This window comes from Flavobacterium sp. FlaQc-48 (genome assembly GCF_044007335.1).
Classification (GTDB): Bacteria; Bacteroidota; Bacteroidia; order Flavobacteriales; family Flavobacteriaceae; genus Flavobacterium.
Window position 1 is genome coordinate 127,315 of record NZ_JBIPCR010000008.1, and the last position, 24,798, is coordinate 152,112.

At 32.6% G+C, this 24,798-nt stretch carries 22 protein-coding genes and 1 tRNA gene; 16 read left to right on the top strand and 7 right to left on the bottom strand.

The genetic code is table 11. From position 1 onward, the window contains the following. The first annotated feature begins 12 nt into the window (after positions 1-12). Positions 13-2,502, top strand: a complete 2,490-nt coding sequence (locus tag ACHRWY_RS14390) for a DUF5686 and carboxypeptidase regulatory-like domain-containing protein (protein ID WP_395355543.1) — start codon at positions 13-15, stop codon at positions 2,500-2,502. A 398-nt stretch (positions 2,503-2,900) separates the two neighbouring features. On the opposite strand, the gene ACHRWY_RS14395 is transcribed toward ACHRWY_RS14390, so the two are convergent. From ACHRWY_RS14395 to ACHRWY_RS14410, 4 genes are all read right to left on the bottom strand, one after another. Then, the gene (locus ACHRWY_RS14395) at positions 2,901-3,776 is read right to left on the bottom strand and encodes a cation diffusion facilitator family transporter (RefSeq protein ID WP_395355545.1); all 876 of its coding nucleotides are present in this window, start codon (positions 3,774-3,776) and stop codon (positions 2,901-2,903) included. A gap of 14 nt (positions 3,777-3,790) precedes the next feature. Further along, on the bottom strand, positions 3,791-5,104 hold the full coding sequence (murA, locus tag ACHRWY_RS14400; RefSeq protein WP_395355546.1) for a UDP-N-acetylglucosamine 1-carboxyvinyltransferase: 1,314 nt from the start codon (positions 5,102-5,104) through the stop codon (positions 3,791-3,793). Between the two features lie 208 nt (positions 5,105-5,312). Beyond that, positions 5,313-6,035 (bottom strand): DUF4290 domain-containing protein, encoded by a 723-nt coding sequence (locus tag ACHRWY_RS14405; RefSeq protein WP_395355547.1) that lies wholly within the window; start codon positions 6,033-6,035, stop codon positions 5,313-5,315. 3 nt (positions 6,036-6,038) lie between these two features. Next, positions 6,039-6,335: a DUF493 family protein gene (locus ACHRWY_RS14410; RefSeq protein ID WP_121329059.1), complete on the bottom strand. Its 297-nt coding sequence runs from the start codon at positions 6,333-6,335 to the stop codon at positions 6,039-6,041. Positions 6,336-6,601: 266 nt separating this feature from the next. Here ACHRWY_RS14410 and ACHRWY_RS14415 point away from each other — a divergent pair, with 266 nt between their 5' ends. Beyond that, positions 6,602-7,525, top strand: a complete 924-nt coding sequence (locus tag ACHRWY_RS14415) for an alpha/beta hydrolase family protein (RefSeq protein WP_395355549.1) — start codon at positions 6,602-6,604, stop codon at positions 7,523-7,525. A 147-nt stretch (positions 7,526-7,672) separates the two neighbouring features. Here ACHRWY_RS14415 and ACHRWY_RS14420 read toward each other — a convergent pair whose 3' ends face one another. Continuing rightward, entirely contained in the window at positions 7,673-8,941 is a 1,269-nt protein-coding gene (locus ACHRWY_RS14420) for an esterase/lipase family protein (protein ID WP_395355551.1), read from the bottom strand. A gap of 351 nt (positions 8,942-9,292) precedes the next feature. Between ACHRWY_RS14420 and ACHRWY_RS14425 the strand changes: the two genes are divergently transcribed. From ACHRWY_RS14425 to ACHRWY_RS14445, 5 genes are all read left to right on the top strand, one after another. Further along, positions 9,293-9,826 carry an AAA family ATPase gene (locus tag ACHRWY_RS14425; RefSeq protein ID WP_395355552.1) on the top strand — a complete coding sequence of 178 codons (534 nt, stop codon included), beginning with the start codon at positions 9,293-9,295 and terminating at the stop codon, positions 9,824-9,826. Between the two features lie 66 nt (positions 9,827-9,892). Beyond that, complete coding sequence (locus ACHRWY_RS14430) at positions 9,893-11,788, top strand: ATP-dependent DNA helicase RecQ (RefSeq protein WP_395355554.1); 1,896 nt, start codon at positions 9,893-9,895, stop codon at positions 11,786-11,788. Beyond that, entirely contained in the window at positions 11,788-12,735 is a 948-nt protein-coding gene (gene fmt / locus ACHRWY_RS14435; protein WP_395355555.1) for a methionyl-tRNA formyltransferase, read from the top strand. The genes ACHRWY_RS14430 and fmt overlap by 1 nt, the downstream gene beginning before the upstream one ends. A gap of 180 nt (positions 12,736-12,915) precedes the next feature. Next, a complete protein-coding gene (locus ACHRWY_RS14440) occupies positions 12,916-13,188 on the top strand; it encodes an HU family DNA-binding protein (protein WP_017498096.1) in 273 nt (90 codons plus the stop codon). 127 nt (positions 13,189-13,315) lie between these two features. Next, on the top strand, positions 13,316-13,876 hold the full coding sequence (locus tag ACHRWY_RS14445; RefSeq protein ID WP_395355557.1) for a YqgE/AlgH family protein: 561 nt from the start codon (positions 13,316-13,318) through the stop codon (positions 13,874-13,876). Here ACHRWY_RS14445 and ACHRWY_RS14450 read toward each other — a convergent pair. After that, positions 13,873-14,712, bottom strand: a complete 840-nt coding sequence (locus ACHRWY_RS14450; RefSeq protein WP_395355558.1) for an aminotransferase class IV — start codon at positions 14,710-14,712, stop codon at positions 13,873-13,875. The genes ACHRWY_RS14445 and ACHRWY_RS14450 overlap by 4 nt on opposite strands. Before the next feature lie 54 nt (positions 14,713-14,766). Continuing rightward, the gene (locus ACHRWY_RS14455) at positions 14,767-15,159 is read right to left on the bottom strand and encodes an START-like domain-containing protein (protein WP_026984135.1); all 393 of its coding nucleotides are present in this window, start codon (positions 15,157-15,159) and stop codon (positions 14,767-14,769) included. A 154-nt stretch (positions 15,160-15,313) separates the two neighbouring features. Between ACHRWY_RS14455 and ACHRWY_RS14460 the strand changes: the two genes are divergently transcribed. From ACHRWY_RS14460 to ACHRWY_RS14500, 9 genes are all read left to right on the top strand, one after another. Continuing rightward, positions 15,314-15,387: transfer RNA gene (locus ACHRWY_RS14460), tRNA-Met, on the top strand. A gap of 428 nt (positions 15,388-15,815) precedes the next feature. Continuing rightward, positions 15,816-16,328, top strand: a complete 513-nt coding sequence (locus ACHRWY_RS14465; RefSeq protein WP_395355560.1) for a hypothetical protein — start codon at positions 15,816-15,818, stop codon at positions 16,326-16,328. Positions 16,329-16,422: 94 nt separating this feature from the next. Further along, positions 16,423-17,322, top strand: coding sequence for a helix-turn-helix transcriptional regulator (locus ACHRWY_RS14470; protein WP_395355562.1), 900 nt, complete (start codon positions 16,423-16,425; stop codon positions 17,320-17,322). A gap of 73 nt (positions 17,323-17,395) precedes the next feature. Beyond that, positions 17,396-19,096 carry a DUF262 domain-containing protein gene (locus tag ACHRWY_RS14475; protein ID WP_395355564.1) on the top strand — a complete coding sequence of 567 codons (1,701 nt, stop codon included), beginning with the start codon at positions 17,396-17,398 and terminating at the stop codon, positions 19,094-19,096. A gap of 12 nt (positions 19,097-19,108) precedes the next feature. Continuing rightward, positions 19,109-21,217 (top strand): DUF262 domain-containing protein, encoded by a 2,109-nt coding sequence (locus tag ACHRWY_RS14480; RefSeq protein ID WP_395355565.1) that lies wholly within the window; start codon positions 19,109-19,111, stop codon positions 21,215-21,217. 152 nt (positions 21,218-21,369) lie between these two features. Then, on the top strand, positions 21,370-21,600 hold the full coding sequence (locus tag ACHRWY_RS14485) for a hypothetical protein (RefSeq protein ID WP_395355567.1): 231 nt from the start codon (positions 21,370-21,372) through the stop codon (positions 21,598-21,600). Between the two features lie 255 nt (positions 21,601-21,855). Further along, on the top strand, positions 21,856-23,490 hold the full coding sequence (locus tag ACHRWY_RS14490) for a hypothetical protein (protein WP_395355569.1): 1,635 nt from the start codon (positions 21,856-21,858) through the stop codon (positions 23,488-23,490). Between the two features lie 8 nt (positions 23,491-23,498). Then, positions 23,499-24,239 (top strand): hypothetical protein, encoded by a 741-nt coding sequence (locus ACHRWY_RS14495; protein WP_395355571.1) that lies wholly within the window; start codon positions 23,499-23,501, stop codon positions 24,237-24,239. A gap of 175 nt (positions 24,240-24,414) precedes the next feature. Further along, positions 24,415-24,675 (top strand): hypothetical protein, encoded by a 261-nt coding sequence (locus ACHRWY_RS14500; protein WP_395355573.1) that lies wholly within the window; start codon positions 24,415-24,417, stop codon positions 24,673-24,675. The last annotated feature ends 123 nt before the right edge of the window (positions 24,676-24,798 follow it).

Sequence of the window (24,798 nt, forward strand, 5' to 3'; positions counted from 1 at the left end):
GAAACTACTTTCATGAAAAACTATATAGTATTCGCCTTTTTAATTTTTTCGATTTCAAATTTTGCTCAAATAAAAGGCACCATAACCGACGAAAAAGGCAATCCTTTGCCGTTTGTTTCTGTCTTTGAAGAAAACACGTATAGCGGAACTACTTCTAACGAACAGGGAAAATACCAGCTTAACGTAAAAGAAGTTGGCAAAAACAAAATCATTTTTCAGTATTTGGGATTTAAAACACAAAAGATAACCGTTTCAACGGATTCCAAAACACCGACCCTTGATGTAAAAATGACCGAAGAAAGTTTTGCCTTAAATGAAGTTGTTATTGATCCAAAAAATAATCCTGCAAACGCAATTATAAAAAGTGCGATTGCAAACAAAAAAGACAACTCCGATAAAACGGGCAGATATACAGCTGATTTCTATTCGAAAGGAATGTTTAAAGTTAAAGATTTACCTAAAAAAATCCTTGGCAAAAAAGTAGACCTTGGTGCCGATATGGCTTCAAATTTAGATTCTACAGGGACAGGAATTTTATACTTGTCCGAAACCATTTCAAAAATTACTTTTGAAAAACCCAACAAATTAAAGGAGAAGATTATTGCTTCTAAGATTTCAGGAAACAATAAAGGATACAGCTACAACACGGCTTCTTTATCTACTTATGATTTTTATGACAATACGCTGGACTTCGACATTAAACTGATCTCTCCGATCGCAGATAATGCTTTCAGCTATTACAAATACAAACTAGAAGGCACTTTTTTCGACGAAAACAATCACCAGATCAACAAGATCAAAGTAATTCCAAAACGCGATAAAGAGCCTGTTTTTGAAGGCTACATTTATATTGTAGACGACAGCTTTGCTATTTATGCCATAGACTTAGACATAAAAGGCTATCGCATGAAAAATGAGTTTACCGAAATAATGCAGCTAAATCAAAGTTTTAGTTACAATACAAAAAACAAAATCTGGACAAAAAATGCCCAGACACTGGATTTTAATGCCGGGGTTTTTGGAATAAAATTTTCCGGAAAATTCAATTACGTGTATTCTAATTATGAGTTTCCAGCTTCTTTCGAAAAGAAAACTTTTGGAAATGAAATTGTGGCTTTTGAAGCCAATGCGAATAAAAAAGATGATGCATTCTGGAATGAAATTCGCCCAATTCCTTTAACCATAGAAGAAAGTACCGATTACACTAAAAAAGACAGCCTGCAAACTATCAGGAAATCTAAGAAGTACACCGACTCTTTAGACACAAAAAACAATAAATTCAGGATCACAGACGTCTTAATGGGGTATGATTATAAAAATACTTTCGAAAAATACTCCTTTGATTATAAGGGCTTACTGAATCTTACTTCACTAAGTTTCAATACCGTTCAGGGATTTAATCTTGATTCCGGCTTCTCCTTTAAAAAAGGCAATGAAGAGGAAGGAAAAACAACAGCTATCAGTACCACTTTTAATTATGGTTTTTCAGATGAGCGTTTTAGGGCAACTGGACAATTTTCCCACAAATTTAACAATGTAAATTATGCTACAATCGGAGCATCGGGAGGAACAAAAGTAGCACAGTTTAATGCAGCTGAACCAATAAGTAAATTAATCAATTCTGTAAGTTCCTTGTTTTTTAAAGACAATTATATGAAACTGTATAATTTAGAATTTGCTCAGATTAATTATTCGCAAAACATCTTAAATGGCGTTAAGTTGATCGCAAAAGTAGGCTACGAACAACGAAAACCTCTTTTTAACAGTACTGATTATTCCTTCTTTAAAAGAGAGGATCAATACTCGTCAAATAACCCGTTGGCACCAAATGACTTTATAACACCCGCATTTGATCAGCATCATTTATTTAAAAGCACTTTAACCGGCCAGATTAATTTTGGAACCAAATACATTTCAAGACCTGACGGAAGATATAATTTTAAAGACGATAAATATCCAACACTGTTTTTAACTTTTGAAAAAGCATTTGCCGCAAGTGAGAAAAAATATGAATTTGAACGCATTGGCGCTTCTGTTCTTTACGATTTATCTCTAGGTAATAAAGGAATATTAGGTATGAATTTCAAAGCCGGAAAATTCTTTAATGCTGAGAATATATCTTTTATTGATTACAGGCATTTTAACGGAAATCAAACTCATATCGGGACAAGTGATCGCTATCTGAATGTATTCAACTTAATGCCGTATTACAGCAACAGTACAAACGACAGTTATTTTGAAATGCATTTAGAACACAACGATACGGGATTTATTATGAATAAAATTCCGTTATTGAATCTTTTAAAATCTACTATGAATATTGGCTTCCATTCTTTGGCCATTCCGGATCGAAAGCCTTATACTGAATTTACTATTGGTTTAGATAATTTAGGTTTTGGGAAATTTAAATTGTTCAGATTAGATTATGTACATTCTTATCAGGGAGGAATTGAACAAAATGGTATCCTGTTTGGAATTAAGATTTTGAATGTATTGAATTAATACTACTTTTTTACGCAAATCTGACAGCTTTTAGCAGATGTAAAAATCAATTTAAAATCTCTGCAATTTGTCATACCCACGAATAAGAGATCATATAAGCTGAAACCTAATATTGATAAGGATTACATAAAATTAATACTTACTTGAATTGACCAATTACATACAAAACAATAATTTAAAAAACCTAAAATCTTCGCATTACCCAGGAATTCGTTAGGGACAGAAACGATATCCTTTTTTCTTAAAAAAACAAAAACACACTGGATAACCCATTCCCTACAGCGAAAACACCCATAAAAAAATCCGCTTACTCTATTAGAATAAGCGGATTTTGTGATTTTATCTTTACTAAGAAATCTTAGCACCTCATCATCTTAGCATCTTAGAACCTTAAAAAATCAGTGATAATCATCGGGTTCTATATGAATCAAGATATTTCCTAATTCAGGTATTTGTTCCCTTAAGGTATCTTGTAACTTGTGTGATAAATCGTGTCCTTCTTTTACCGAAATTTTAGCTGATACTATAGCATGAAGGTCTACATGATATTTCATTCCGGCTTTACGGATAAAACATTTTTCAGTACCTAAAATCCCCACAACGGTTAATGATTTAATCCTGATCTCTTCGACCAGATCATCATTTAAATTTTCATCCATTATTTCACCCAGTGCAGGTCTGAAAATTTTGTAACTATTGTATAAGATGAAAAATGCTGCAAAAAGTGCCGCCCAGTCATCTGCAGATTCGTATCCTTTTCCCATAATTAGCGCAATCGAAATCCCGATAAACGCTGCTACAGAAGTTATAGCATCACTTCGATGGTGCCATGCATCGGCAGCCAAAGAAGAACTGTTGGTTTGCTTGCTGCGTTTCATCACCAGACGAAAAGAATATTCTTTCCAGATTATGATGGCACCTAAAATATATAAAGTCCACGATTTTGGCAAATTATGCGGATTCTGAATATTGGCAATACTTTCATAACCAATAATTGTAGCCGAAGTAATCAAAAACCCTACCACCAAAAAGGTAATTAAAGGTTCTGCCCTGCCATGGCCATAAGGGTGGTTTTCATCGGCCGGTTTATTAGAATATTTAATTCCGAATAAAACCAAACAAGAAGAAAAAATATCTGTAGTTGATTCAATTGCATCTGCAATTAAGGCATAAGAATTGCCAAAAAAACCTGCCAGCCCTTTTACAATGGCCAAGCAGGTGTTTCCAGCTATACTAAAATAAGTAGCTTTTATAGCTTTTTGTTCATTCGTCATTATGAGGTTTTTATCTACGCTCTCACGATTTTTGCTCCAATTGCTCTTAAACGTTCGTCAATACGCTCGTATCCACGATCAATTTGCTCAATATTCTGAATCGTACTTGTTCCTTTTGCAGAAAGAGCTGCGATTAATAATGAGATCCCTGCACGAATATCAGGAGATGACATTGTTGTTGCTTTTAGTTGCGATTCAAAATTATGTCCCATAACCACCGCTCTGTGCGGATCACATAACATAATTTTTGCTCCCATATCAATTAGTTTGTCTACGAAAAACAAACGGCTTTCGAACATTTTCTGGTGAATTAAAACATCTCCTTTTGCTTGTGTTGCCACAACCAGAACGATACTCAATAAGTCAGGTGTAAATCCTGGCCAAGGTGCATCAGCAATAGTTAAAATAGAACCATCGATGTCTGTTTTTACTTCATACCCATTTTTGTGGGCTGGAATATAAATATCATCACCACGTTTTTCGATTGTAATACCCAATTTTCTGAATGTATTCGGAATCAAACCAAGGTTTTCCCAGCTTACATTTTTAATTGTGATTTCACTTTTTGTCATAGCTGCAAGACCAATCCAGGATCCAATTTCGATCATATCCGGTAAAATGGTGTGCTCACAACCACCCAGGCTTTCAACACCTTCGATAGTCAATAAGTTAGATCCAACTCCGGTAATTTTAGCTCCCATAGAGTTTAGCATTTTACATAATTGTTGCAGGTATGGCTCACAAGCAGCATTATAAACTGTTGTGGTGCCTTTTGCCAAAACAGCCGCCATTACAATATTTGCCGTTCCGGTTACAGACGCTTCATCTAAAAGCATATCTGTTCCGGTAAGTCCCCCTTTTGGAGATTCTACTCCGTAAAAGTGATCTTCTCTGTTATATCTGAATTTTGCTCCCAGGTTTATAAACCCTTCAAAGTGTGTATCTAATCTGCGACGCCCGATTTTATCTCCTCCCGGTTTAGGAATATATCCTTTTCCAAAACGAGCCAAAAGAGGCCCAACAATCATAATAGAACCACGAAGCGCTCCTCCTTCTTTTTTGAAAGCTTCGGTTTCTAAGTATCCAACATTAACTTCATCTGCCTGAAACGTAATCGAACCCGGTTCATTTCGTTGAATTTTTACCCCTAAATTACCCAACAATGTGATTAATTTATTGATGTCTATAATATCGGGAATATTATTAATTTTTACTTTATCCCCCGTTAGAAGCACGGCACATAAAATTTGTAATGCCTCATTTTTTGCTCCTTGCGGAGTGATTTCTCCTTTTAAAGGAGTTCCTCCTTCGATTTTAAAAATTCCCATATTTGTTTTTTAAGATTCTGAGTTACTGAGATTCTAAGTCTCTAAGTTTCTCTAAAAAAAACTTAACAACTTAGTTACTTAGATACTTAGCAACTTTTTTATTTCTGATTGTTATTTTTTAAGGCTCTGAGTTACTGAGGTTCTAAGTCTCTAAGTTCTTCTTTTTAAAAATACTTAGCTACTTAGCCTTCTGGACACTTAGCCTTTTTTATTTCTGATTGCTGTTTTTTTGAAAAGGTTTTGGTTTTCCCGGTCCTTTATTGTTTTTGTTTCCCTGAATTTTTGGTTGTCCTGCCGGCGTAATTTTATTCGAAATACGCTTGTTGGTGCGCAATAAATCAGTTGTATTTAAAAGCTCTTCTGTACTTTGCAACAAGTTGATTTTTCCTCCTGATAATTCATATAAATGTTCAAAGATCACATCATCTTTTACAGTGTCTTTATTCCAGCTCAAATATGATTTTTTCATGTGGTTGGCGATGACCAGCACTAAGGCATTTTTCATTTCACCTTCGTCCCATTTATTCGCAACATCAATCATGTATTTGATGTTGTTACCATAAAACCTGTATTTTGGAAAGTTCTGCGGATAATGCAAAACATCCGGTTTTAATTGCAAAACATCGCGGGACGGAATTGGATATGGGGATTCTACATCTAATTTAAAATCAGACATAATAAAAAGCTGATCCCATAATTTGTGTTGAAAATCGGGTACATCACGCAAATGCGGATTCAAACTTCCCATAACCTGAATGATGTATTTTGCCGCTTTATTACGCGTTTCAACATCTTCAATAATAGTAGCCTGATCGATCAGTTTTTGTAAATGACGACCGTATTCCGGAATAAGTAAACGCTGTCTTTCAGAATTATATTCTAAATTAAAAACAACGTCATTCGCGACTTCTTTTTTATATTTTTCGTTCATAAGTTATAATGAAACTATACCTTCTATGGTAGAAACTTCTTTGTATTTAATGATCACTTCGTCAGCACTATGCATAGTAACATCAACCGAAACACTGGTGAATTTACCGGTTTTAGATTTTGTTGTTTTAATAACCGCACCCATGCTGTCAAAAGCTTTCTCAACTCTTTCTACATTATCGTCTACTGAAGGTACTATAAATTTATACAAATATTCTGCTGGCCAGGTATTTGAATTATCTAACTCAACCTTTAGTCTTTCGTAAAATTCAGCGGTGTTTTTTTCTTTATCGTTCTCCATTCGTAATTAAAAAATAAACGCAAATATACGGTTTTGAGTTTAGATTTTAGATTTTTTTTCTTTCGAAAAAGGCGCAAAGCTACAGAGGCGCAAAGGTGCGAAGAAAAAAGCTTTGTAACTTTATTTCTTTGTAAAATTTCCTCTTATATTTGAGAAAACATTGCACAGAAATTTGTTCGCAAAGTCGCAAAGACGCAAAGTTTTTTAAGCTTTGAATATTTTTACTTTTCGTCTTCGCGGTTTTGCACGATTCAAAACATATTCTTATGAAAAATTACATTCTTATTCTTTTTATAACACTCACACTCAACTCTATAAAAGCACAGGAAATCAAAACAATGACGTATTTTCAGAATGATACTATCAAACTGGATCTGGATTTATATTTACCTCAAAAGAAATCAAATGAAAAAATTCCGTTAATCCTTTTTGCTTTTGGCGGAGGGTTTTCCGGCGGAGAACGTACAAGCGAGAAAGAATTTGGTCTGTTTATGGCTAAAAACGGTTATGCGGTAGCGAGTATTTCGTATAGCCTATACATGAAAGGAAAAGATTTTGGCTGCAAAGGAACTTTAACCGAAAAAATAAAAGCGATTCAGATTGGTGTGAGCGATATGTGGCAGGCCACTTCATATTTAATTGAAAATGCGACTAGATACAATCTTGATCCTTCAAAATTCTTCATCTCAGGAATTAGTGCAGGGGCCGAAATTGGTTTTCAAGCCTCTTTTTGGGATTATAAACTGATGAATTTATATCAAAATAATCTTCCGGAAAATTTTAAATACAAAGGTTTTATTGGAGGATCGGGTGCCATTCAGGACATCAACCTGATTACTAAAGAAAAAGCGATTCCTATGTTACTGGCACACGGAAATAATGACGATACCGTTCCGTATGCAGCCGGCTCTCATCGCTCCTGTCCGACAAATGCTTCGGGCTGGCTGATTCTGTTTGGCTCTTATGCAGTTTATAACCAGATGAATGATTTACACAAAGACATTGAACTCATTACATTTTGTGGCGGCGGTCATGAATTTTCAGGTTACTTATTTCATGAAGGACAGCAATATGTTTTGGATTTTGTAAATGATGTTTTGAAAGGAAAAAAGTTTGAATCACATTTGATTATTCCAACGAAGAAGAAAGTTACAGGCATTCTTTCCGGGAAATATTTATTTTGTGACTGAATAATTTAAACAAGACCAATTTAAATCAATCATCACTAGTTAAAAAATCCATCTGAAATTTAATTTTTATACAAGCTAATATCCTATTTAAATTGCAAAAAAAAAGAATAACCTTTCAGTTATTCTTTTTTTATATCGTTCTCAACTTTATTTCGGCAAACAAGATACATCTTTAGCAATTTGCGAATAGAAATCTAATAAATATTGATACGTTGACGCTTTATCATCAGGTATAACAATACTCATATGATCCAATCCCATAATAGCAGGATGCACATCCCATGTTCCCATTGGTGCTAACATCCTTTTCTTAGGGTCCATGATTTGATATTTATCTCCAATAGGATATTGGGCAGAAGGAATACTTACCAAACCATCACTTGGCCTCCAGGCCATATATCCAAAAGGAAGAGATATTGTAGTTGCCCCCACTTTTCTTGCATCTGGTTTCAATATTTCAAACATTGACTTTAGAGGCTCTCGTATACCATCATTATTATCATCCTCAGTACCATCAATACTATAAGAAGCATAATAAACATTGGAAGATGTTTTTGCGTAACGATTTTGCAAATCAGATGCTTTTACAGAAAGGTCATACATGCAATTATCCTGACTATTCCAAAAATTACTACCCTTTATTCTCGCAAAATAGGCTGAAATTGTCTCTCCTTCAGTTCGCTTAATTCCCCATTGTTCTAAATCAAAATTATATAAATTCTCATTTGTAACTCCTGCAAGTCCTGCTAATCCAAAAAACATTTTTTCTAATGTTTCCCTAAATTCAAAATAATCAGCTGTCAACGCTCCATTGTGCACGCCGGCAATTGTTGTGTGGCTGTGTACCCATTTTTTCCCACCTTTAAACAGGTCTGATGTTGGCGCTTCACCCATTGCCGCTACGTAAGCCATTTCCTGCGAATCTCCATTTTCTAAAAGTTCTATGAGATAACGAGGAGTTGGCCCTCCCATACTATGCCCTATTATATTTACTTTATTAACCCCGTCCCATTGCGGATAAACACCTGGATATGTTTTACCATAACGTTCATGTCCGTATTTTTGCGAATGTACCGCTCCATAGTCAACTGTACCGCCTTTTATATAGTAATAAAGTTCTATTGCCCGGTCCCAGTTGCTTGACAAAGGCCCGATCGAAGCCGTATATACGTTGTATCCTTGTTTCTTTAAATCTTCCTGGATATCTCCTTTTCCGCCCCAATAATGAAATCCGTTCATTTCATCACGTCCCCATCCTAACATACCGTGTGTCAAAATAATAGGATAATTATTCTGAACAGAAGCAGGATAAGGCTGAGGAACAGTTGCATCTATTGAATCGTCGTTGTCATCACTACAGCTTACCATTGCCATCATAAAAAATGGCAGCAACAAAAAATTAATCGTCTTTCTCATAAGTAAAAATATTTATTTAGTATCAAACTTTTAAATTTACAATATGAATATTGTAAAAATAATCTCATAATTTACAAATATAGGATTATTTTTATAATTTTATAATTAAGGGCACTTAATATACTATTAATCTTATATTTTTAGTGCTTTATGATGACAAGAAAGAGACTACAGCCGAAAATATCATACTTAAATAAAGGGAGAGTCTTTTGTATTTTACTTCAAAAAAATTAATGTTTTAGCAAACAACAGCAACGTTATATTCTAAAAATTGCGAAATCGTTCGCTCAAGGCAAAATAATCTTTTTAAATACAATAACTTTAGGTAAATTTGCGCTTTATTTTACGAAAGTGCAAAAACAAATCATAGTTCTCATTGGTGGCCCGGGTACGGGAAAATCTACTCTTATCAACGAATTAGTGGCTCGTGGCTACTGCTGTTATCCTGAAATTTCAAGACAAGTTACACTCGAAGCACAGCAACGCGGCATAGAACAATTGTTCCTTGAACAACCTTTGTTGTTTAGCGAAATGTTACTTGAAGGCCGCATTAAGCAGTTTAAAAGTGCCGTTGAAGAACCTTCGGATGTAGTTTTTATAGATCGCGGCATTCCCGATGTTACAGCTTACATGGATTATATTGGTGACGAATATCCAGAGCACTTTAACAAGGCTTGCGAGGATTATAAATATTCTAAAACTTTTATTTTACCGCCTTGGGAAGAAATCTACGAAAGCGATACAGAGCGTTATGAGAATTTCGAACAGGCATTGACCATACAAAAACACCTTGTTGAAACCTATAAAAAATACGGATACGACTTAATTGAAGTACCTAAAGATACGGTTGAAAACAGAATTCTTTATATCTTAGATAAAATTTAGGCGTGTGTTTAAAGTTGCAAAACTAGAAACTCTTTTCTAAATTTTTTAACTTTAAACATACGATCCATGCCTGAAGCACAAGAAATTCTTTTAAAATACTGGAAACACGACAGTTTCAGACCGTTACAAAAAGAAATTATTGATTCGGTTTTAGACGGTCAGGATACTTTTGCCTTGCTTCCAACAGGTGGCGGAAAATCGATTTGTTTTCAGGTTCCCGCAATGATGCAGGAAGGCATTTGTCTTGTCGTTTCACCTTTGATTGCCCTGATGAAAGATCAGGTAGCAAACTTGCAAAAACGAGAAATTAAAGCCATCGCCCTTACTGGCGGAATTCATACAGAAGAAATCATTGATCTTCTGGATAATTGCCAATACGGAAACTATAAATTTCTATATCTTTCCCCGGAACGTCTTCAGTCAGACTGGATATTGGAGCGTATTAAAAATCTTCCTATAAACTTAATCGCCATCGATGAGGCCCATTGTGTTTCGCAATGGGGACATGATTTTCGTCCGGCTTACTTAAAAATTTCAGAGCTCAAAAAACACTTTCCCAAAATTCCTTTTTTAGCCTTAACAGCCACCGCGACACCAAGAGTTATTGAGGACATCAAAAAAGAGTTAGGCCTGAAAGACCCGATACTTTTTCAGCAATCGTTTGAAAGAAAAAACATTGCCTATATGGTTTTTGAAGTCGAAGACAAATTGTATCGCGTTGAACAAATTTTAAAGAAAAATCCACAACCTTCTATTATATATGTACGAAACAGAAAATCGTGCCTCAATATATCCACCCAATTAGAATCACTGGGTTTTAAGGCAACTTACTATCATGGCGGACTTTCTGCCAAAGAAAAAGATAAAAACATGCAATTGTGGATGTCACAAAAAGCACAGGTTATCGTAGCGACAAATGCATTTGGAATGGGAATCGACAAAGACAATGTAAAAACCGTCATTCATACACAACTGCCGGAAAATCTCGAAAACTATTATCAGGAATCCGGAAGAGCGGGACGAAATGGAGAAAAAGCTTTTTCGGTTTTACTTTTTAATAATTCAGATGCCAATCAAACCGAACAACAATTCTTAAGTATTCTGCCTGATAAAAAATTTCTCAAAACCATGTATGTCAAACTCTGCAATTATTTTCAGATTGCATACGGAGAAGGCTTAGACGAATCGTTCTCATTTAAACTCAATCATTTTTGCCATAAATACGAATTCCCAACTTTAAAAACCTATAATGCTTTGCAGTTTTTAAATCAACAGGGAATCATTACAATGTCACAGGAATTTTCAGAAAAGATTACATTACAATTTTTAATCGAATCTAAAGAAGTTATTCGATACATGAGCCTGAATCCAAATGATGAAGAAATCATTTTGGCGATTTTGAGAACGTATCCCGGCGTCTATGAAATGAAGACACCTTTTAACCTTTCGCTAATTGCAAAAAAATCACATCATACCGAAGAGCAAGTTTCCGCAGTCCTGGAAAAATTAAGGGAAAAAGAAATCATTGAATACAAATCAAAAAACAACGATGCTACTATATTATTTAATGAAGTACGGGAAGATGAACTTACCATAAACAGGGTTTCGAAATATCTGGAAAAACAAAATCAATTAAAAGAAGAGCAACTTTTATCTGTCCTACATTATATAAAGGAGAATAAAACCTGCAAGAACCGATTGATTTTAGATTATTTTGGAGAAGAAACCAATTCTAATTGTGGGGTTTGCTCCTATTGCATCACTCAAAAAGGAAAAATTACCGAAGCCGATTCAATTGCAGATAAGATTCTGCATGTATTAAAAACAACTGCTTTGAGTTCGAGAGAAATCCAGGCACAAATAAAAGTAGATACTAATGATGTAATTTTGGTACTTCAGGAATTACTGGAAAACAATCATATCATCATTCAACCAAATAATAAATACACTTTAAGATCATAATGGAAAAATTGAAAATTATATTTATGGGAACTCCTGAATTTGCAGTTGGCATTCTGGATACCATTATTAAAAGCAATTACGATGTTGTTGGCGTGATAACTGCTGCAGATAAACCGGCAGGACGCGGGCAAAAAATAAAATACTCGGCTGTTAAAGAATATGCCCTGGCCCACAACCTTACCTTATTACAACCAACCAATTTAAAAGATGAAGCTTTTTTAACCGAATTAAAAGCACTAAACGCCAATTTACAAATTGTAGTTGCTTTTAGAATGTTACCAAAAGTGGTTTGGGAAATGCCCGCATTAGGAACTTTTAACCTTCATGCTTCTTTACTGCCAAATTATCGTGGTGCAGCACCAATTAACTGGGCTATAATAAATGGAGAAACTAAAACAGGCGTTACTACTTTTTTTATCGATGACAAAATTGACACCGGAGCCATGATTTTAAATTCGGAAATTGCAATTGAACCTGAAGAAAATGCCGGACAATTACACGACCGCTTAATGCAATTAGGAAGTGAAACGGTTATTGACACTTTAAAAGTCATTGAAAACGGAAATGTAACCACAACTATCCAGGAAGATAATGCCGAAATTAAAACGGCCTACAAATTAAACAAAGAGAATTCTAAGATCGACTGGACAAAATCCGGCGAAGAAATCAATAATTTAATTCGTGGCTTAAGTCCGTATCCTGCATCCTGGTGTTTTTTGAAAGACAAAAATGAAGAATTATCTATTAAAATATACGAAGCAAAACTAATTTCAGAAACTCATTCTAATGAGACCGGGAGTGTAATTTGCAGCAAAAAAGAAATCAAAATCGCTATCAAAGAGGGCTTTATTCAGCTTTTAAGTTTGCAATTACCGGGCAAAAAGAGAATGCAGGTAGCTGAATTGCTAAATGGTATAACTTTTTCTGATCAGGCAAAGGTCTATTAAGGTCAGTAAAACAGGGGTTTTTACCTATTTTGGATCGACAAACAACCTGCTTTATGAACAAAAAAACGAAGTTATCAACAATTTTGGCTAAAATTAAAGAAAACACTTGCAAGGAACGGATTTCCTACTAAATTTGTGTATTAACAATTTTTTTTAACCAACAATTAATAACTAATTATTATGAACAAATCAGAATTAATCGATGCTATCGCTGCTGATGCAGGAATTACAAAAGCTGCGGCAAAATTGGCTTTAGAATCATTTTTAGGAAACGTAGGAGCTACTTTGAAAAAAGGAGGAAGAGTTTCATTAGTAGGTTTCGGATCTTGGTCAGTATCTGCTAGAGCTGCCAGAGATGGTAGAAACCCTCAAACAGGAAAAACTATTCAAATCGCAGCTAAAAATGTTGTAAAATTCAAAGCTGGAGCTGAATTAGAAGGTGCAGTGAACTAAGTAAGAAAGTTCTCTAAACTTATAATATAATCAAAACCCTCTTATGGAGGGTTTTTTTATGCGGTTTAACGATTTTATTTGGGATTTTAAAAATTTTATGATTAAATTTAATAAAAATTGTAGCCGTATGATTTCAGAAAAATTAAAAAAAGGACACCTGCTTATTGCTGAACCTTCTATAATTGGAGATTTATCTTTTAATAGATCGGTAATTTTATTAGCAGACCATAACAAAGAAGGATCAATAGGATTTATCATTAATAAACCATTAAAATATACTATTAATGATTTAATACCTGAAATTGATGCTACTTTTAAGATATATAATGGAGGCCCTGTTGAACAGGACAACCTTTATTTTATTCATAATATTCCCGAATTAATCCCGAATAGTGTCGAGATTTCTAACGGGATATATTGGGGCGGTGATTTCGAATCGACTAAAGACTTAATAAACGACGGATCTATTAGTAAAAACAATATTCGTTTTTTCTTAGGTTATACCGGTTGGGAGGAAAATCAGCTTGAGAATGAAATGCAGGGAAACTCCTGGATTATCACTGATAATAGTTATAAAAATAAAATTATCGGTAAATCGACCACCCATTTTTGGAAAGAGCAAATTATTGAGCTCGGAGGCGATTATCTTATTTGGTCAAATGCACCCGAAAATCCATATCTGAATTAATTTTCAGAGATGGATTCATTTAGTTTTTGCACTAATAAATGAGCCAGATTACTTGTAAACTCCTTTTTCCGATATTTAGTTATCGGCTGTATCCCTGTGATTACATTGGTCAGAAATAATTCGTCAGCTTTTTGAAGATCAAATGGCGAAATTATTTCTTCAAGTACTTCTATGCCTTCTACTTTTTTAGCCAATGCCAGTATTTGTTTCCGCATAATTCCGTTCAGGCATCCCTCAGAAATTGGTGGTGTAATCATTTTTTTTCCTACAACCATAAACAAATTACCCTGCAATGCCTCTACCACATTTTTAGTATCATTGACTAAAAGACAATTGGCCAGACCATTTTCGTGAGCAAAAATACTTCCGGTAACGTTTATCATTTTATTAGTCGTTTTAATAGACGATAATAATTGTTTGGTTACATAGAAGTCTTTATACAAATCAACTTCATATTCACCCTCATTTACAGCATAAGAAACATTTTCAAGCGGAGTAGCGTGAATTAAATAAGACACTTCATTTGTTTTAGGCAAATAAAAACCTCCATCATTTCTAAAAACAGTAATTCGTGCTCTGGCTGATGCCGAAATATCTTTTTGATTTACAAGACTTAAAACTTGCTCTTCAAAATATTCCATTGTAAAATTCATTGGAATTTCCATTCGTACCACACGCATCGAAGCCATTAACCTAAAATAATGATCTTCAAGAAACAAGACTTTATTATTAACTATTTTTAGCGTTTCAAAAACGCCGTCTCCATACAAGAAAGCACGATTTTGCGTTAATATATTATCGTTTTGTGCTACTATGTTTCCGTTAAAATTGATCATAAAAAAACCCTGAATTTTGTTCAGGGCAAATATAAGGTATAAAATAGAATTTTACTAAACAGAACCTATAAGATGTTTCAGGTCTGAGATCTGATTCTCCCACAATTGTTTAGCTTCTCCTACTTCTTCTTTTTCTGCGAAATCGACTACCATCAACGACACATCTTTTGTCAGTTCATCGACTAAGATATGAAGTTCGAAAAAATATTCAGTATCCTTACTGCTTTCGTCAACCCATTTAAATTTTACTTTCTCTCCTGTTTTTTTAGAAGCCAAACGCGCTTTTTCCTGCGAGTCATTCCAGATGAAAGTAAAAAATTCGCCTCTTGAATTCACATTGTCTGCAAACCATTCGGACAAACCTGACGGCGTTGATATATATTGATATAATAATTGCGGCGAAGAATTTATGGGAAACTCGATTTCGTAACGTATTTTTGGATCCATGTGCTACTTTTAATTTTTTTGGAAATATAAGAATATATGTCCAAAAACAATGCATTTTTAAAAATATTTTTTTTTCTTCAATTTATGCTTGTAAGCTCTAATATTATTTTTATATTTGCACCCGCAATGAGGAACACGGTTCACTTGCAATCTTGGCGAGGTAGCTCAGTTGGTTAGAGCGCAGGATTCATAACCCTGAGGTCACGGGTTCAACTCCCGTCCTCGCTACAAAAAACAAACCCCTAATCATCAATTGATTAGGGGTTTTTTATTGGAATTTTGTTTCAAAAACAACAAATTAGCTTAGACTTATCTGCTTTTTTATGAGCATTATTCCCCCTTACTTCCTAAATCAGGTGTTTTTACCTGAAAGTCTGTATTAAAAAATAACGAGATTTGTTATTGGAGATTAAGATTACACTATAATTAATCAAATAATGCTTCTGATTACGGAAAACCTTTTTTTTCTCTCTTCCTATTTTAATACTTTTCATCAAAAGAAATTTAAATTAATACCAATGAAAATAGTAAAGCAAAAATCTATTGCGAATTAAAATATTGATTTTAAGTATAAAAAAAATATTAGCGCTGTTCTTTGCTGTGAATATAAAACATAAAAAAACAATTCTAAACGCAGGCCCTAATGATAAATAAATATGGAAATAAAAAGTTTAAAAATATCTGGTGATTCAACAAAAAGAGAATGGGCGGTTTATCTTTTCATCGCAACTCCGAAAAACAATGCCGAAAAAATAAAACTCTATGTTGGGAAAGTTGGTGATAACCGGGATGGATGTAATCCTGTAATCTCAAGAATAGGAAATCATTTTTCATATAATAAAATACATTCACAAATTAGAAATAAAGTTGAAAGACCAGAAGAGTATGAATACGAATATTTTTATTGCCAATTTGGGAAATACGAAGATGAGGCAGAAAAGAGATTTGAAAGTAAACAGAAAATTAATGAATTAGAAAGAGAACTTAATCGTAAAGTTCAAATCAGAATTAGCACTAATTCCAATTACGCGCTACTTAATCCATTTATTGGTAAGTATATTTCAAATGCAAAAAGGAAAAGTCGGAATATACTAAGTCAAAACGAAATAAAAATTTTGGATCAACTAGTAGATAAAGCTCTGCCAAAAAGCAAAGATATCTTAGCCTAATCAATTTGTCGTTTAAGATAAAAAATCATCATAATTTATACCGCCATAAAATGGCAGGCCAATAAATTATCTTTGAGATTCAAATCCAATCACTATGTCCAAATTAATATATTTCAAAAGATACCTCTACATTATAGATCGTTTAAGAAGCAGACCTTGTAACTTTAACGAGTTGCAGGAACATGTTATGCGTAAACTTGAAAATGATGACATTGATACTAGTTTTGAATATTCGATACGCACTTTTGAACGAGACAAAAAAGACATTGCAACACTTTTTGGAATTTATATTCACTACGACCGTAAAGACAAAAGCTATAATATCGATGAAGAAGAAATAGAAGATCAGTCTGTTACCAGAATGATGGATGCATTTTCAATTCATCACGCTTTACAGGAAAGTAATAAATTATCTCCCAGTATATTTTTAGAAAAGCGAAAATCATCAGGAACTGAACATATCTATGGAATTATTCAGGCTATACAAAATAGGAATCTTTTACAATTTAGCCATCAAAAGCATTGGGAAAATTTTAGAACGCAACGCGAAGTAAAACCAATTGCAATAAAAGAATCCCAACAAAGATGGTATCTGGTTGCTCAGGACAAAAAAGATGGAGTTGTAAAAACTTTTGGATTAGATCGAATCTCCAATCTAAAAATTACAGATACCAAATTCGTAGCAATTCCTTATAATGTTGAGAAAGAATTTGAACATGCATTTGGGGTCGAAACTTATTCTACGGCAGAAAAAGTGGTTTTACAATTCTCAAATCAACAAGGAAACTACATCAAAACATTTCCGCTTCATGATTCACAACAAATCCTGGAAGAAAACGAAGATATACTTACTTTAGAAATCTACATTCACACCACAAATGATATTATTATGGAATTATTAAAATATGGTTCGAATGTAAAAGTTATTTCTCCTGTTACTCTTCAAAATCAAATGAGAGAAAGGGTTGCACAAATGACTAATCTTTATAAATAATAAATTTCACAGCTACAAAATTTAAAAGACAAATTAACTTGTATAACATTAAAACACAACATTAAAAATAAACATGAGTAATCTAACCGAAAAACCAATCGCAGAACTGTTAGGATTAAATTTTTTCATACCGTCTTACCAAAGGGGATATCGATGGACAGAAAGGCAGGCTGAAGACTTATTAGATGACGTCTGGGATTTTATAAACAAACCCGATAAGAAACCTAACGAATGGTATTGTCTGCAACCCATTGTGGTAAAAAAAATTGCTTCGCAGAATGGTGAATCAGAAAAATACGAAGTCCTGGATGGACAGCAAAGATTAACTACTCTATTTTTAATACTAAAACAACTGGAACGCTTCATAGAAAGTGACAAAAAAAGTTTTGAGATTGAATTTGAAACAAGAAATACAGAAACCTCAAACAGTAAAGAATTTTTACAGAATATTGAACTTAAAACGCTAAATGAAGCTATAACCAATATTGACTATTATCATATTTATCAGGTCTTTCAAAAAACCAAGGATTGGTTTCAGGCTAAAGCTAATCAGGGGCATAGCTCGATAAGTTCAAAATTTATAACTCCTTTTTTGGAAAGCACAAAAGTGATTTGGTATGAAGTTAATGCTGCAAAGGATTCAATTGAAATATTTACGCGTATTAATATGGGTAAAATTCCATTGACCAATGCCGAATTAATAAAGGCTTTGTTTCTTAATAGCTCTAATTTTCATAATTCGGATAAAGAAAAAATTAGATTGCGTCAATTAGAAATTGCATCTGAATGGGACAGAATCGAATATGCTCTACAAAAAGATGAACTTTGGTATTTTTTAAATGAAGACAAAAATCAATTAGATAAAAGCATACTTCCAACCAGAATTGAATACTTATTTAAGGTGATGGAAAGTATGGAAGCACCTATTAACTACCAAGATGAGTATTCTACTTTTCGTTTCTTCTCTAAAAAGTTCAAGTTACAAAGCGAGGAAGAAATTGATTTTAACTGGAAAGCAATAAAAACGATGTTCCAAACCATCGAAGAATGGTTTAATGATCGTGAATTATATCACAAGATAGGTTATTTGCTGGCTACTGACGTTAAAATTGAATTTTTATTAAAAGAATCTAAAAGCAAAAAAGAATTCAAAAAATTTCTTGATACCCAAATTAAAAGCAAAGTTAATATTGACTTAAGCAAATTGGAATACAAAAACAGAGCTGTCAGGAATGTCCTATTGTTCCAAAATATTCAAACCATGCTTAATTTTAAGAAAGAAACGAGTAGATTTCCTTTTAACAGATATAAAACTGAAAAATGGGACATTGAACATATTCACGCCATTGCAACAGAAGTAAATGTCAAAAAAGAGAATCAGGCATCCTGGCTTTTAGAAAATTTTGTACAAACGCCATTACATATAAATGAACTTTTAAATGAAAAAATTGAAAGTATAAAAAGTACAAATTTACCAATTGAAGAGAAAAATTTTCAAGAAATTGTAAGTTACGTTCTTGGTGAAGAAGACAACAACATTAGAAATCTATGCTTGCTGGATCGTGGAACAAATCGATCTTATAAAAATGATTCTTTTAAATCGAAGAGAAAGAAAATAATCGAAAATGAGAAAAAGGGGGTTTTTATACCTATTTGTACCAAAAACGTCTTTATGAAATATTATTCAGAAGAATTAATTCATCTGGAATTATGGAATGAATCAGACAGAGAATCCTATTTTGATAATATCAATGCTATCATTTTTCAAAACTAAAAATCCAATTCAATGAGCAATATAGAAGAACGCGGAGTAAGCTTTTGGCAACTTATTTCTACCGACAAAATAACTAACAAAATCGAAATTCCAATAATCCAACGTGACTACGCACAAGGAAGACATGATGAAAAAACTAAAAAAATCAGAAATGGGTTCTTATCAAGTATCATTACGACTTTAGAAAAAGAAAATAGCTTTTTAGAACTTGACTTTGTTTACGGAAATGTTGAAAACAATATTTTGCAACCACTTGACGGACAGCAACGTCTAACAACTCTTTTCCTTTTACATTGGTTTCTGGCATTTAAGACAAATAATGTACAGGAGAACATAGATAATTTTCTGAAATTCACATACGAAACACGAATTTCTTCCAGAGAGTTTTGCAACGAACTTACCAAAAACTGGAGTGATTTAGGAGAAGGGGAAATTCTGAGCGAAAAAATAGCAGATTCAAAATGGTTCTTTTTGTCCTGGAAAAAAGACCCCACAATTAAAGCAATGCTAACAATGCTTGATGCTATTGAAGAAAAACTAAAAGACAAAACAATTTCAGAATTATTTCTTTTTTGGGAAAAAATCACATCCCACCAGCCTCCCGTTACTTTTTATTTCAAAAAGCTTAACGATGTTGGATTAACAGACGACTTGTATATCAAAATGAACGCAAGAGGAAAAGCACTAACTGAGTTTGAAAATTTCAAAGCCCAATTTGAAAAATATATTAAAGAAAGCAATCCGGAACAAATTGACTGGGAAGCAGATTTAAAAGACAGCCCCACGGAAACCTTTTCTCATAAGATCGATACTATCTGGACCGATTTATTTTGGAAACACCGCGGCAATGATGATGTAATTGATGATGAATTTGTAAAATTTATAGCTGGTATTGCTATAATTAATTACGCAAAAAATTCAGAAATAGCCGAAAATCTACAAGATCATGAAAAAGTAAAAAAAGCACTTGAAAATAAATTAAATCATAAAATAGCTATAACTGACGAAGCTATAAAAAAAGAAAGAATAGAAAGAAAAATACAACTGCTTTTTCGTTTTCCTAATGAAATAAGTCCTGATGACTTTCCTACCAAAAAAGCTTTTGATTATTTAGTTCAATGTTTAGATACTTATTCAAATGGCACAAATGATGAAATTATACCGGGTAATGTACCACTCTGGGAATATTGTAAAAAAGAAAAGGTTGATATAAATAGTTTAACAAAAATTGACAACAATTTATTTATTGAGTTTATAAAGAATAATGAAACAACCTATAAACAACGTAGCTTATTCTTTGCACAGACACAATATTTATTAAATACAAAGGAAGTTAATCAAGAATTTTTCTCAGCCTGGATGAGAGTAATTCGAAATATTGTTCAAAACACAACTATTGATAGTGCTTCTGGTTACGTTAATGCTATTGGCTTAATAAATGAATTATCAAAAGGTTCTAATGATATTTATAAGTATCTGACAGAAAATGAAATAAAATCAGGTGTGTCTGCTAATCAAGTTTCAGAAGAGAAATTAAAAGCATCAATTAGCAAATTTAAAAATGTAATTTCAGTAATGGAAGACACTAATTTTTGTAAAGGAAGAATCAAATTTAGTCTCGATTGCCTTGAATTTGACGAAAAGAATCCAGAATCTTTTTCACCAGAGAAACTAGAAAAAATTCGAACAGTAATTGAAACTCATTTTAATGAAAATGACATCTCTAATGATTTCAGACGTGGTTTATTCACTATTAAGGATAATCAGTTTTATAATTATTGGTGGTCTTGGTTATACGCAGTTAATGCCCCAAAAAGATGCCTGATAGAAAACATTACTGATTTAAAGAATTTTGCGTACAACGATAATTTCAAAAAATATTTAATCGAATTAGTCCAAAAATTAACAGAAAATGATTTAGAAACCATTATTTCAAATTATGAAATTCCGAGTAATATGCCAAATTGGAAAAAAATTATAATTAAAGAAAAAGGTATACTTGATGCCAGTCATCAACACTACATTGCAATAAAAGAGGATCAAAGTTGTTGCTGGCTTATTCCGCAATCTAAAGTAGCAAATTCCAGAGAAGGCGTTGAGAAATGCAAACAGATAAAATAGAAATAAAACAATTTAAAAAGACACTCGTTTTTGAGTGTCTTTTTTTATCTAAAAATTTAGTCTGCCATCTTTTGTCTTATGTCAGCAATAACTTTGTCTTTGCGAAAGCCGAAAACCAAATTAGAGTAAGCAAAAACTATAAAAAAATAATTATGTCACAAATGATTAGCAAGGACAATGAATTAATCAGAATCAATCCTGCAAACAGTAATAAAATCGAATATTCAACTACTTCAGGAAGATCCTGGCATACGCGTTACCTGGGATCTTCGTATGGAAATTTCCAAAACTTAACAGATAATGGAAAGGAAATATTGGCCAGTACTACAAAAGGGTTATACTATTCAACTACTAATGGCAGGAGTTGGCACAAAAGAGGGTAAAAAATTTCAAAAAGGATCACACCATACTCAGACAGTGTGCCGCTTGTGTGAATAATTAACTATAAAGGCTGCAGTTTTACGGTAGTAAAATCAATTTTAAATAAAAACAAAACTGACACAAAATGGCAGTTTGATATTTTTTTTGAATAAGAAAATAGAACTGCAAAAGTATTGTTAATTATAATTAAAAAAGTATTTTTAGAAAATATACAATTGCCAGTTTTCAATATATCAAAACAATGTAAGTACCAAATTATGGATTTCGAAAAAATAGAAATTGAATTAGAAAACAATGAAAAGGAAATAATTGAAGACATTTATAATCTTCGAAACAAAATAAATGATTTAGATCCGGAAAAGTTAACCGGGCAGCTTTTTGCATCAATTAAAAGCAAAGCCATAGAATCTGTAACTATTTCTTTAGGCATTTCAGACATCATGGAGAGCCAATTGCATAAAAATGGTCTTGATTTACAAAAAGAATTTAAGGACTATCAGGAATGGGATAAAAAACCTGCCTATGAAAAATCAAAAACATACAAGCCAAAAAACATTCATTCTGATGAATTCAATAAATTTTTAGATCAAACTAAAAATTTACAATACAATAGAAATGAACTTACTGGAGATGCCTATAAAAGAGCCATTAAAGATAGCAGAACAGAAAATCCGGAAGGTTTCATTTGCGCTTATACTGGAAAAGAATACAAACATGGAGAAAAATATGATTTCGAACATGTAACATCTGCTCATGAAATTAGTCAGGATCGGGTTCTTCATTATATCACCAATGTTGAGGAACGAAGAGAGTTTACAAATTCTAAAGAAAATATTGTAGTAATAGGTCGTGAATTGAACCAATCTCTGGGAAAGACTAAAGTAGAAGATAAAGTACAATGGGTTAATAAGAAATCGAACAAAGATTCTAATAAAACAAACAAAGAATACCACGATGTTGAAGAGAACCTACTGCAGGAAACCGTAAATAAATCTGTTGAAAAACTAAAGGAAATAAAACAAAACAAAAAAGTTGACTACAGTTTAAAAACTAAAGGAAAGATAGTTCTAGGAAATACTGCAAAAGGTGCTGCAAAAGCGGCCGTTGGAAAGCTCTTAACCATAACTATAATTGAAGTAATTAATGAATATCAAAAAGATGGCGAAAGGGATATTAAAGAAAGTGCTGTAAACATTACCAACAATATAAAGTCCAAAGCAAAGGATATTTTAGATACTTTTAAAAATCATTCCATAAATAGTTTTGTTTCAGGCTTAGTAGATGCATTACTAAACTGTCTTTTTAAAATTGCAAAAAACATTTTCAAATTTGTTAAAATGGCATTTAATTCTATCTTAAATGCAATTAAAATTCTTTTTAAATCTGAAATGCCAATGCAAGACCGAATCAATGAAGCACTTAAAATTTTAGGTGTTGCAGTTTTAGGGCTAGTAAGCATTGCTTTAGAAGAGATCATTGAAAAAGCTTTGGTTGGTGCACTTCCTTTTACTGCACCTTTCGCAGGATTTATATCTTCTGTCCTGAGCGGGCTAATAGCCGGTATCGGTTCAATTTTGATTCTGCAGGCTTTTCAAAAATATCAGAATAACATTGAGATCAAAAATTTAAAAGCAAGCGAAAATGCTTCGTCAAGTAAACTCGCAGATATTCATTTAGCAAAAACGGGTATAAGCAATGTCAAAACAACAGAAACTATTATTCAGTCAATAGTAATTTTTGAAAATACAATGCCTTTAATCTCATCTTTTACAATTTTTATTGAAGAAAACCTAGCAAATATTAAAAACTCAAATTTAATAATAGCCAACAATATTAAAGAAGCAAAACACACAAGCAATGAAATTAATGACTTATTAGCCACTTTAGACTAAAAGAACGGATGAAAGATGTAACTATTTCAGAAAATACAACTAGTATAGTTGACGCAAAAAAAATATTTGATTCGATCTCATTAATAAATAATAAATATGAAGGATCAAAAAAAGAGGCTATCGATTTAATCGATAAGGTAAATAAGAGTTCAGAACATATCCAAAAAGCAAAAGAAGATTCCAGTATAAAGAGAAAAGTATTTGGTTTTAGTTCCGAGTCTTTGTTAGAATTAATTTATGAAAGCAATAATGCTGTTCATTCCTCTACTTCTTCAATATCTAAGTTAATCCAAAATAATAATGAGAACACAAAATTACTAGCTGAAATGATTAGTAAATTAGCAATGTTATCAGGTTTATCTTTTGAAAAAATTAGTGAAACAACAGCGCAGCTTGAAGAAATGGCACAGAATTTTGAAGAAAGTTCAAGTGGAAATACGGAACAGGCTAGTCAGATTAAACGTGTCATTTTAGCCCATATCAATAAAATAAAAGAAGAAAAAAATAAAGCAGATCAAATTGAATATAATTTTGGTGAAATTAATAAACTAAATGAAAATTTAAAATTGGCTAATATTGAAAATGAAAGAAAAATACTGCTGATCGAAAAATTATTAAAAACAAGATCAGAAGACCACTTTATTGATATCCAGAATAAACAAAAAAAAATAATTAATGCCCTTGCAATATTTTCTATATTAACCTTTGGCTTACTAGTGACATTTTTGCTTTATTATTTCAAAATTTAGTTAAACTTTCAATATATACTTGCCTAAGAATTTAAACTATTTTCTAATCCTGTTTATTATGTAAATTAATTCTTTTAGTAAAAAAACTTCAGTAAGAGAAAAAAAAAACACCATAGTATTGAAAATAACTGCCGTTAAAATAGCATTTTTGCAAACTAATTAATTTATAAATAAAATGGATATCGTTAAATTTAAAATCACATCAAAAACGATAAAAGTAGAAGTACGCAATTCGAATAATTATGTTTTCAATTTCAATACTGCCTTAGAAATTCAAAAAGAAGACAAGGATGTTTTATTAAAACTATACCATGCATTAGACCTTCTTTTTAAGAAAGAAAATGCCAGCGAAGTAAAAAATTACATTTCGCCCAACCAAACCAATATACTGGACCAGATTTCTGCCGTTGACGGTTTAGAAGAGGAAAATAAATAAGCAATCTTTAAATTTTTATATTGTACGAAAAATTGTATTTTTGATCAAATACACAATTAGCATGATATCTTTTGTTCTGAACTTATAAAATGTATTTTACAGCTGCAGCAATGTGTTTTACCA

What these genes read in the sequence shown, in the direction of transcription:
- ACHRWY_RS14405 (WP_395355547.1), bottom strand. Translation starts at nt 6,035, where the DNA reads ATGAACGAAAAATATAAAAAAGAAGTCGCGAATGACGTTGTTTTTAAT.
- ACHRWY_RS14475 (WP_395355564.1), top strand. Translation starts at nt 17,396, where the DNA reads ATGAGTAATCTAACCGAAAAACCAATCGCAGAACTGTTAGGATTAAAT.
- ACHRWY_RS14480 (WP_395355565.1), top strand. Translation starts at nt 19,109, where the DNA reads ATGAGCAATATAGAAGAACGCGGAGTAAGCTTTTGGCAACTTATTTCT.
- ACHRWY_RS14410 (WP_121329059.1), bottom strand. Translation starts at nt 6,335, where the DNA reads ATGGAGAACGATAAAGAAAAAAACACCGCTGAATTTTACGAAAGACTA.
- ACHRWY_RS14420 (WP_395355551.1), bottom strand. Translation starts at nt 8,941, where the DNA reads ATGAGAAAGACGATTAATTTTTTGTTGCTGCCATTTTTTATGATGGCA.
- fmt (WP_395355555.1), top strand. Translation starts at nt 11,788, where the DNA reads ATGGAAAAATTGAAAATTATATTTATGGGAACTCCTGAATTTGCAGTT.
- ACHRWY_RS14455 (WP_026984135.1), bottom strand. Translation starts at nt 15,159, where the DNA reads ATGGATCCAAAAATACGTTACGAAATCGAGTTTCCCATAAATTCTTCG.
- murA (WP_395355546.1), bottom strand. Translation starts at nt 5,104, where the DNA reads ATGGGAATTTTTAAAATCGAAGGAGGAACTCCTTTAAAAGGAGAAATC.
- ACHRWY_RS14450 (WP_395355558.1), bottom strand. Translation starts at nt 14,712, where the DNA reads ATGATCAATTTTAACGGAAACATAGTAGCACAAAACGATAATATATTA.
- ACHRWY_RS14500 (WP_395355573.1), top strand. Translation starts at nt 24,415, where the DNA reads ATGGATATCGTTAAATTTAAAATCACATCAAAAACGATAAAAGTAGAA.
- ACHRWY_RS14395 (WP_395355545.1), bottom strand. Translation starts at nt 3,776, where the DNA reads ATGACGAATGAACAAAAAGCTATAAAAGCTACTTATTTTAGTATAGCT.
- ACHRWY_RS14430 (WP_395355554.1), top strand. Translation starts at nt 9,893, where the DNA reads ATGCCTGAAGCACAAGAAATTCTTTTAAAATACTGGAAACACGACAGT.
- ACHRWY_RS14440 (WP_017498096.1), top strand. Translation starts at nt 12,916, where the DNA reads ATGAACAAATCAGAATTAATCGATGCTATCGCTGCTGATGCAGGAATT.
- ACHRWY_RS14495 (WP_395355571.1), top strand. Translation starts at nt 23,499, where the DNA reads ATGAAAGATGTAACTATTTCAGAAAATACAACTAGTATAGTTGACGCA.
- ACHRWY_RS14390 (WP_395355543.1), top strand. Translation starts at nt 13, where the DNA reads ATGAAAAACTATATAGTATTCGCCTTTTTAATTTTTTCGATTTCAAAT.
- ACHRWY_RS14490 (WP_395355569.1), top strand. Translation starts at nt 21,856, where the DNA reads ATGGATTTCGAAAAAATAGAAATTGAATTAGAAAACAATGAAAAGGAA.
- ACHRWY_RS14485 (WP_395355567.1), top strand. Translation starts at nt 21,370, where the DNA reads ATGTCACAAATGATTAGCAAGGACAATGAATTAATCAGAATCAATCCT.
- ACHRWY_RS14465 (WP_395355560.1), top strand. Translation starts at nt 15,816, where the DNA reads ATGGAAATAAAAAGTTTAAAAATATCTGGTGATTCAACAAAAAGAGAA.
- ACHRWY_RS14470 (WP_395355562.1), top strand. Translation starts at nt 16,423, where the DNA reads ATGTCCAAATTAATATATTTCAAAAGATACCTCTACATTATAGATCGT.
- ACHRWY_RS14445 (WP_395355557.1), top strand. Translation starts at nt 13,316, where the DNA reads ATGATTTCAGAAAAATTAAAAAAAGGACACCTGCTTATTGCTGAACCT.
- ACHRWY_RS14415 (WP_395355549.1), top strand. Translation starts at nt 6,602, where the DNA reads ATGAAAAATTACATTCTTATTCTTTTTATAACACTCACACTCAACTCT.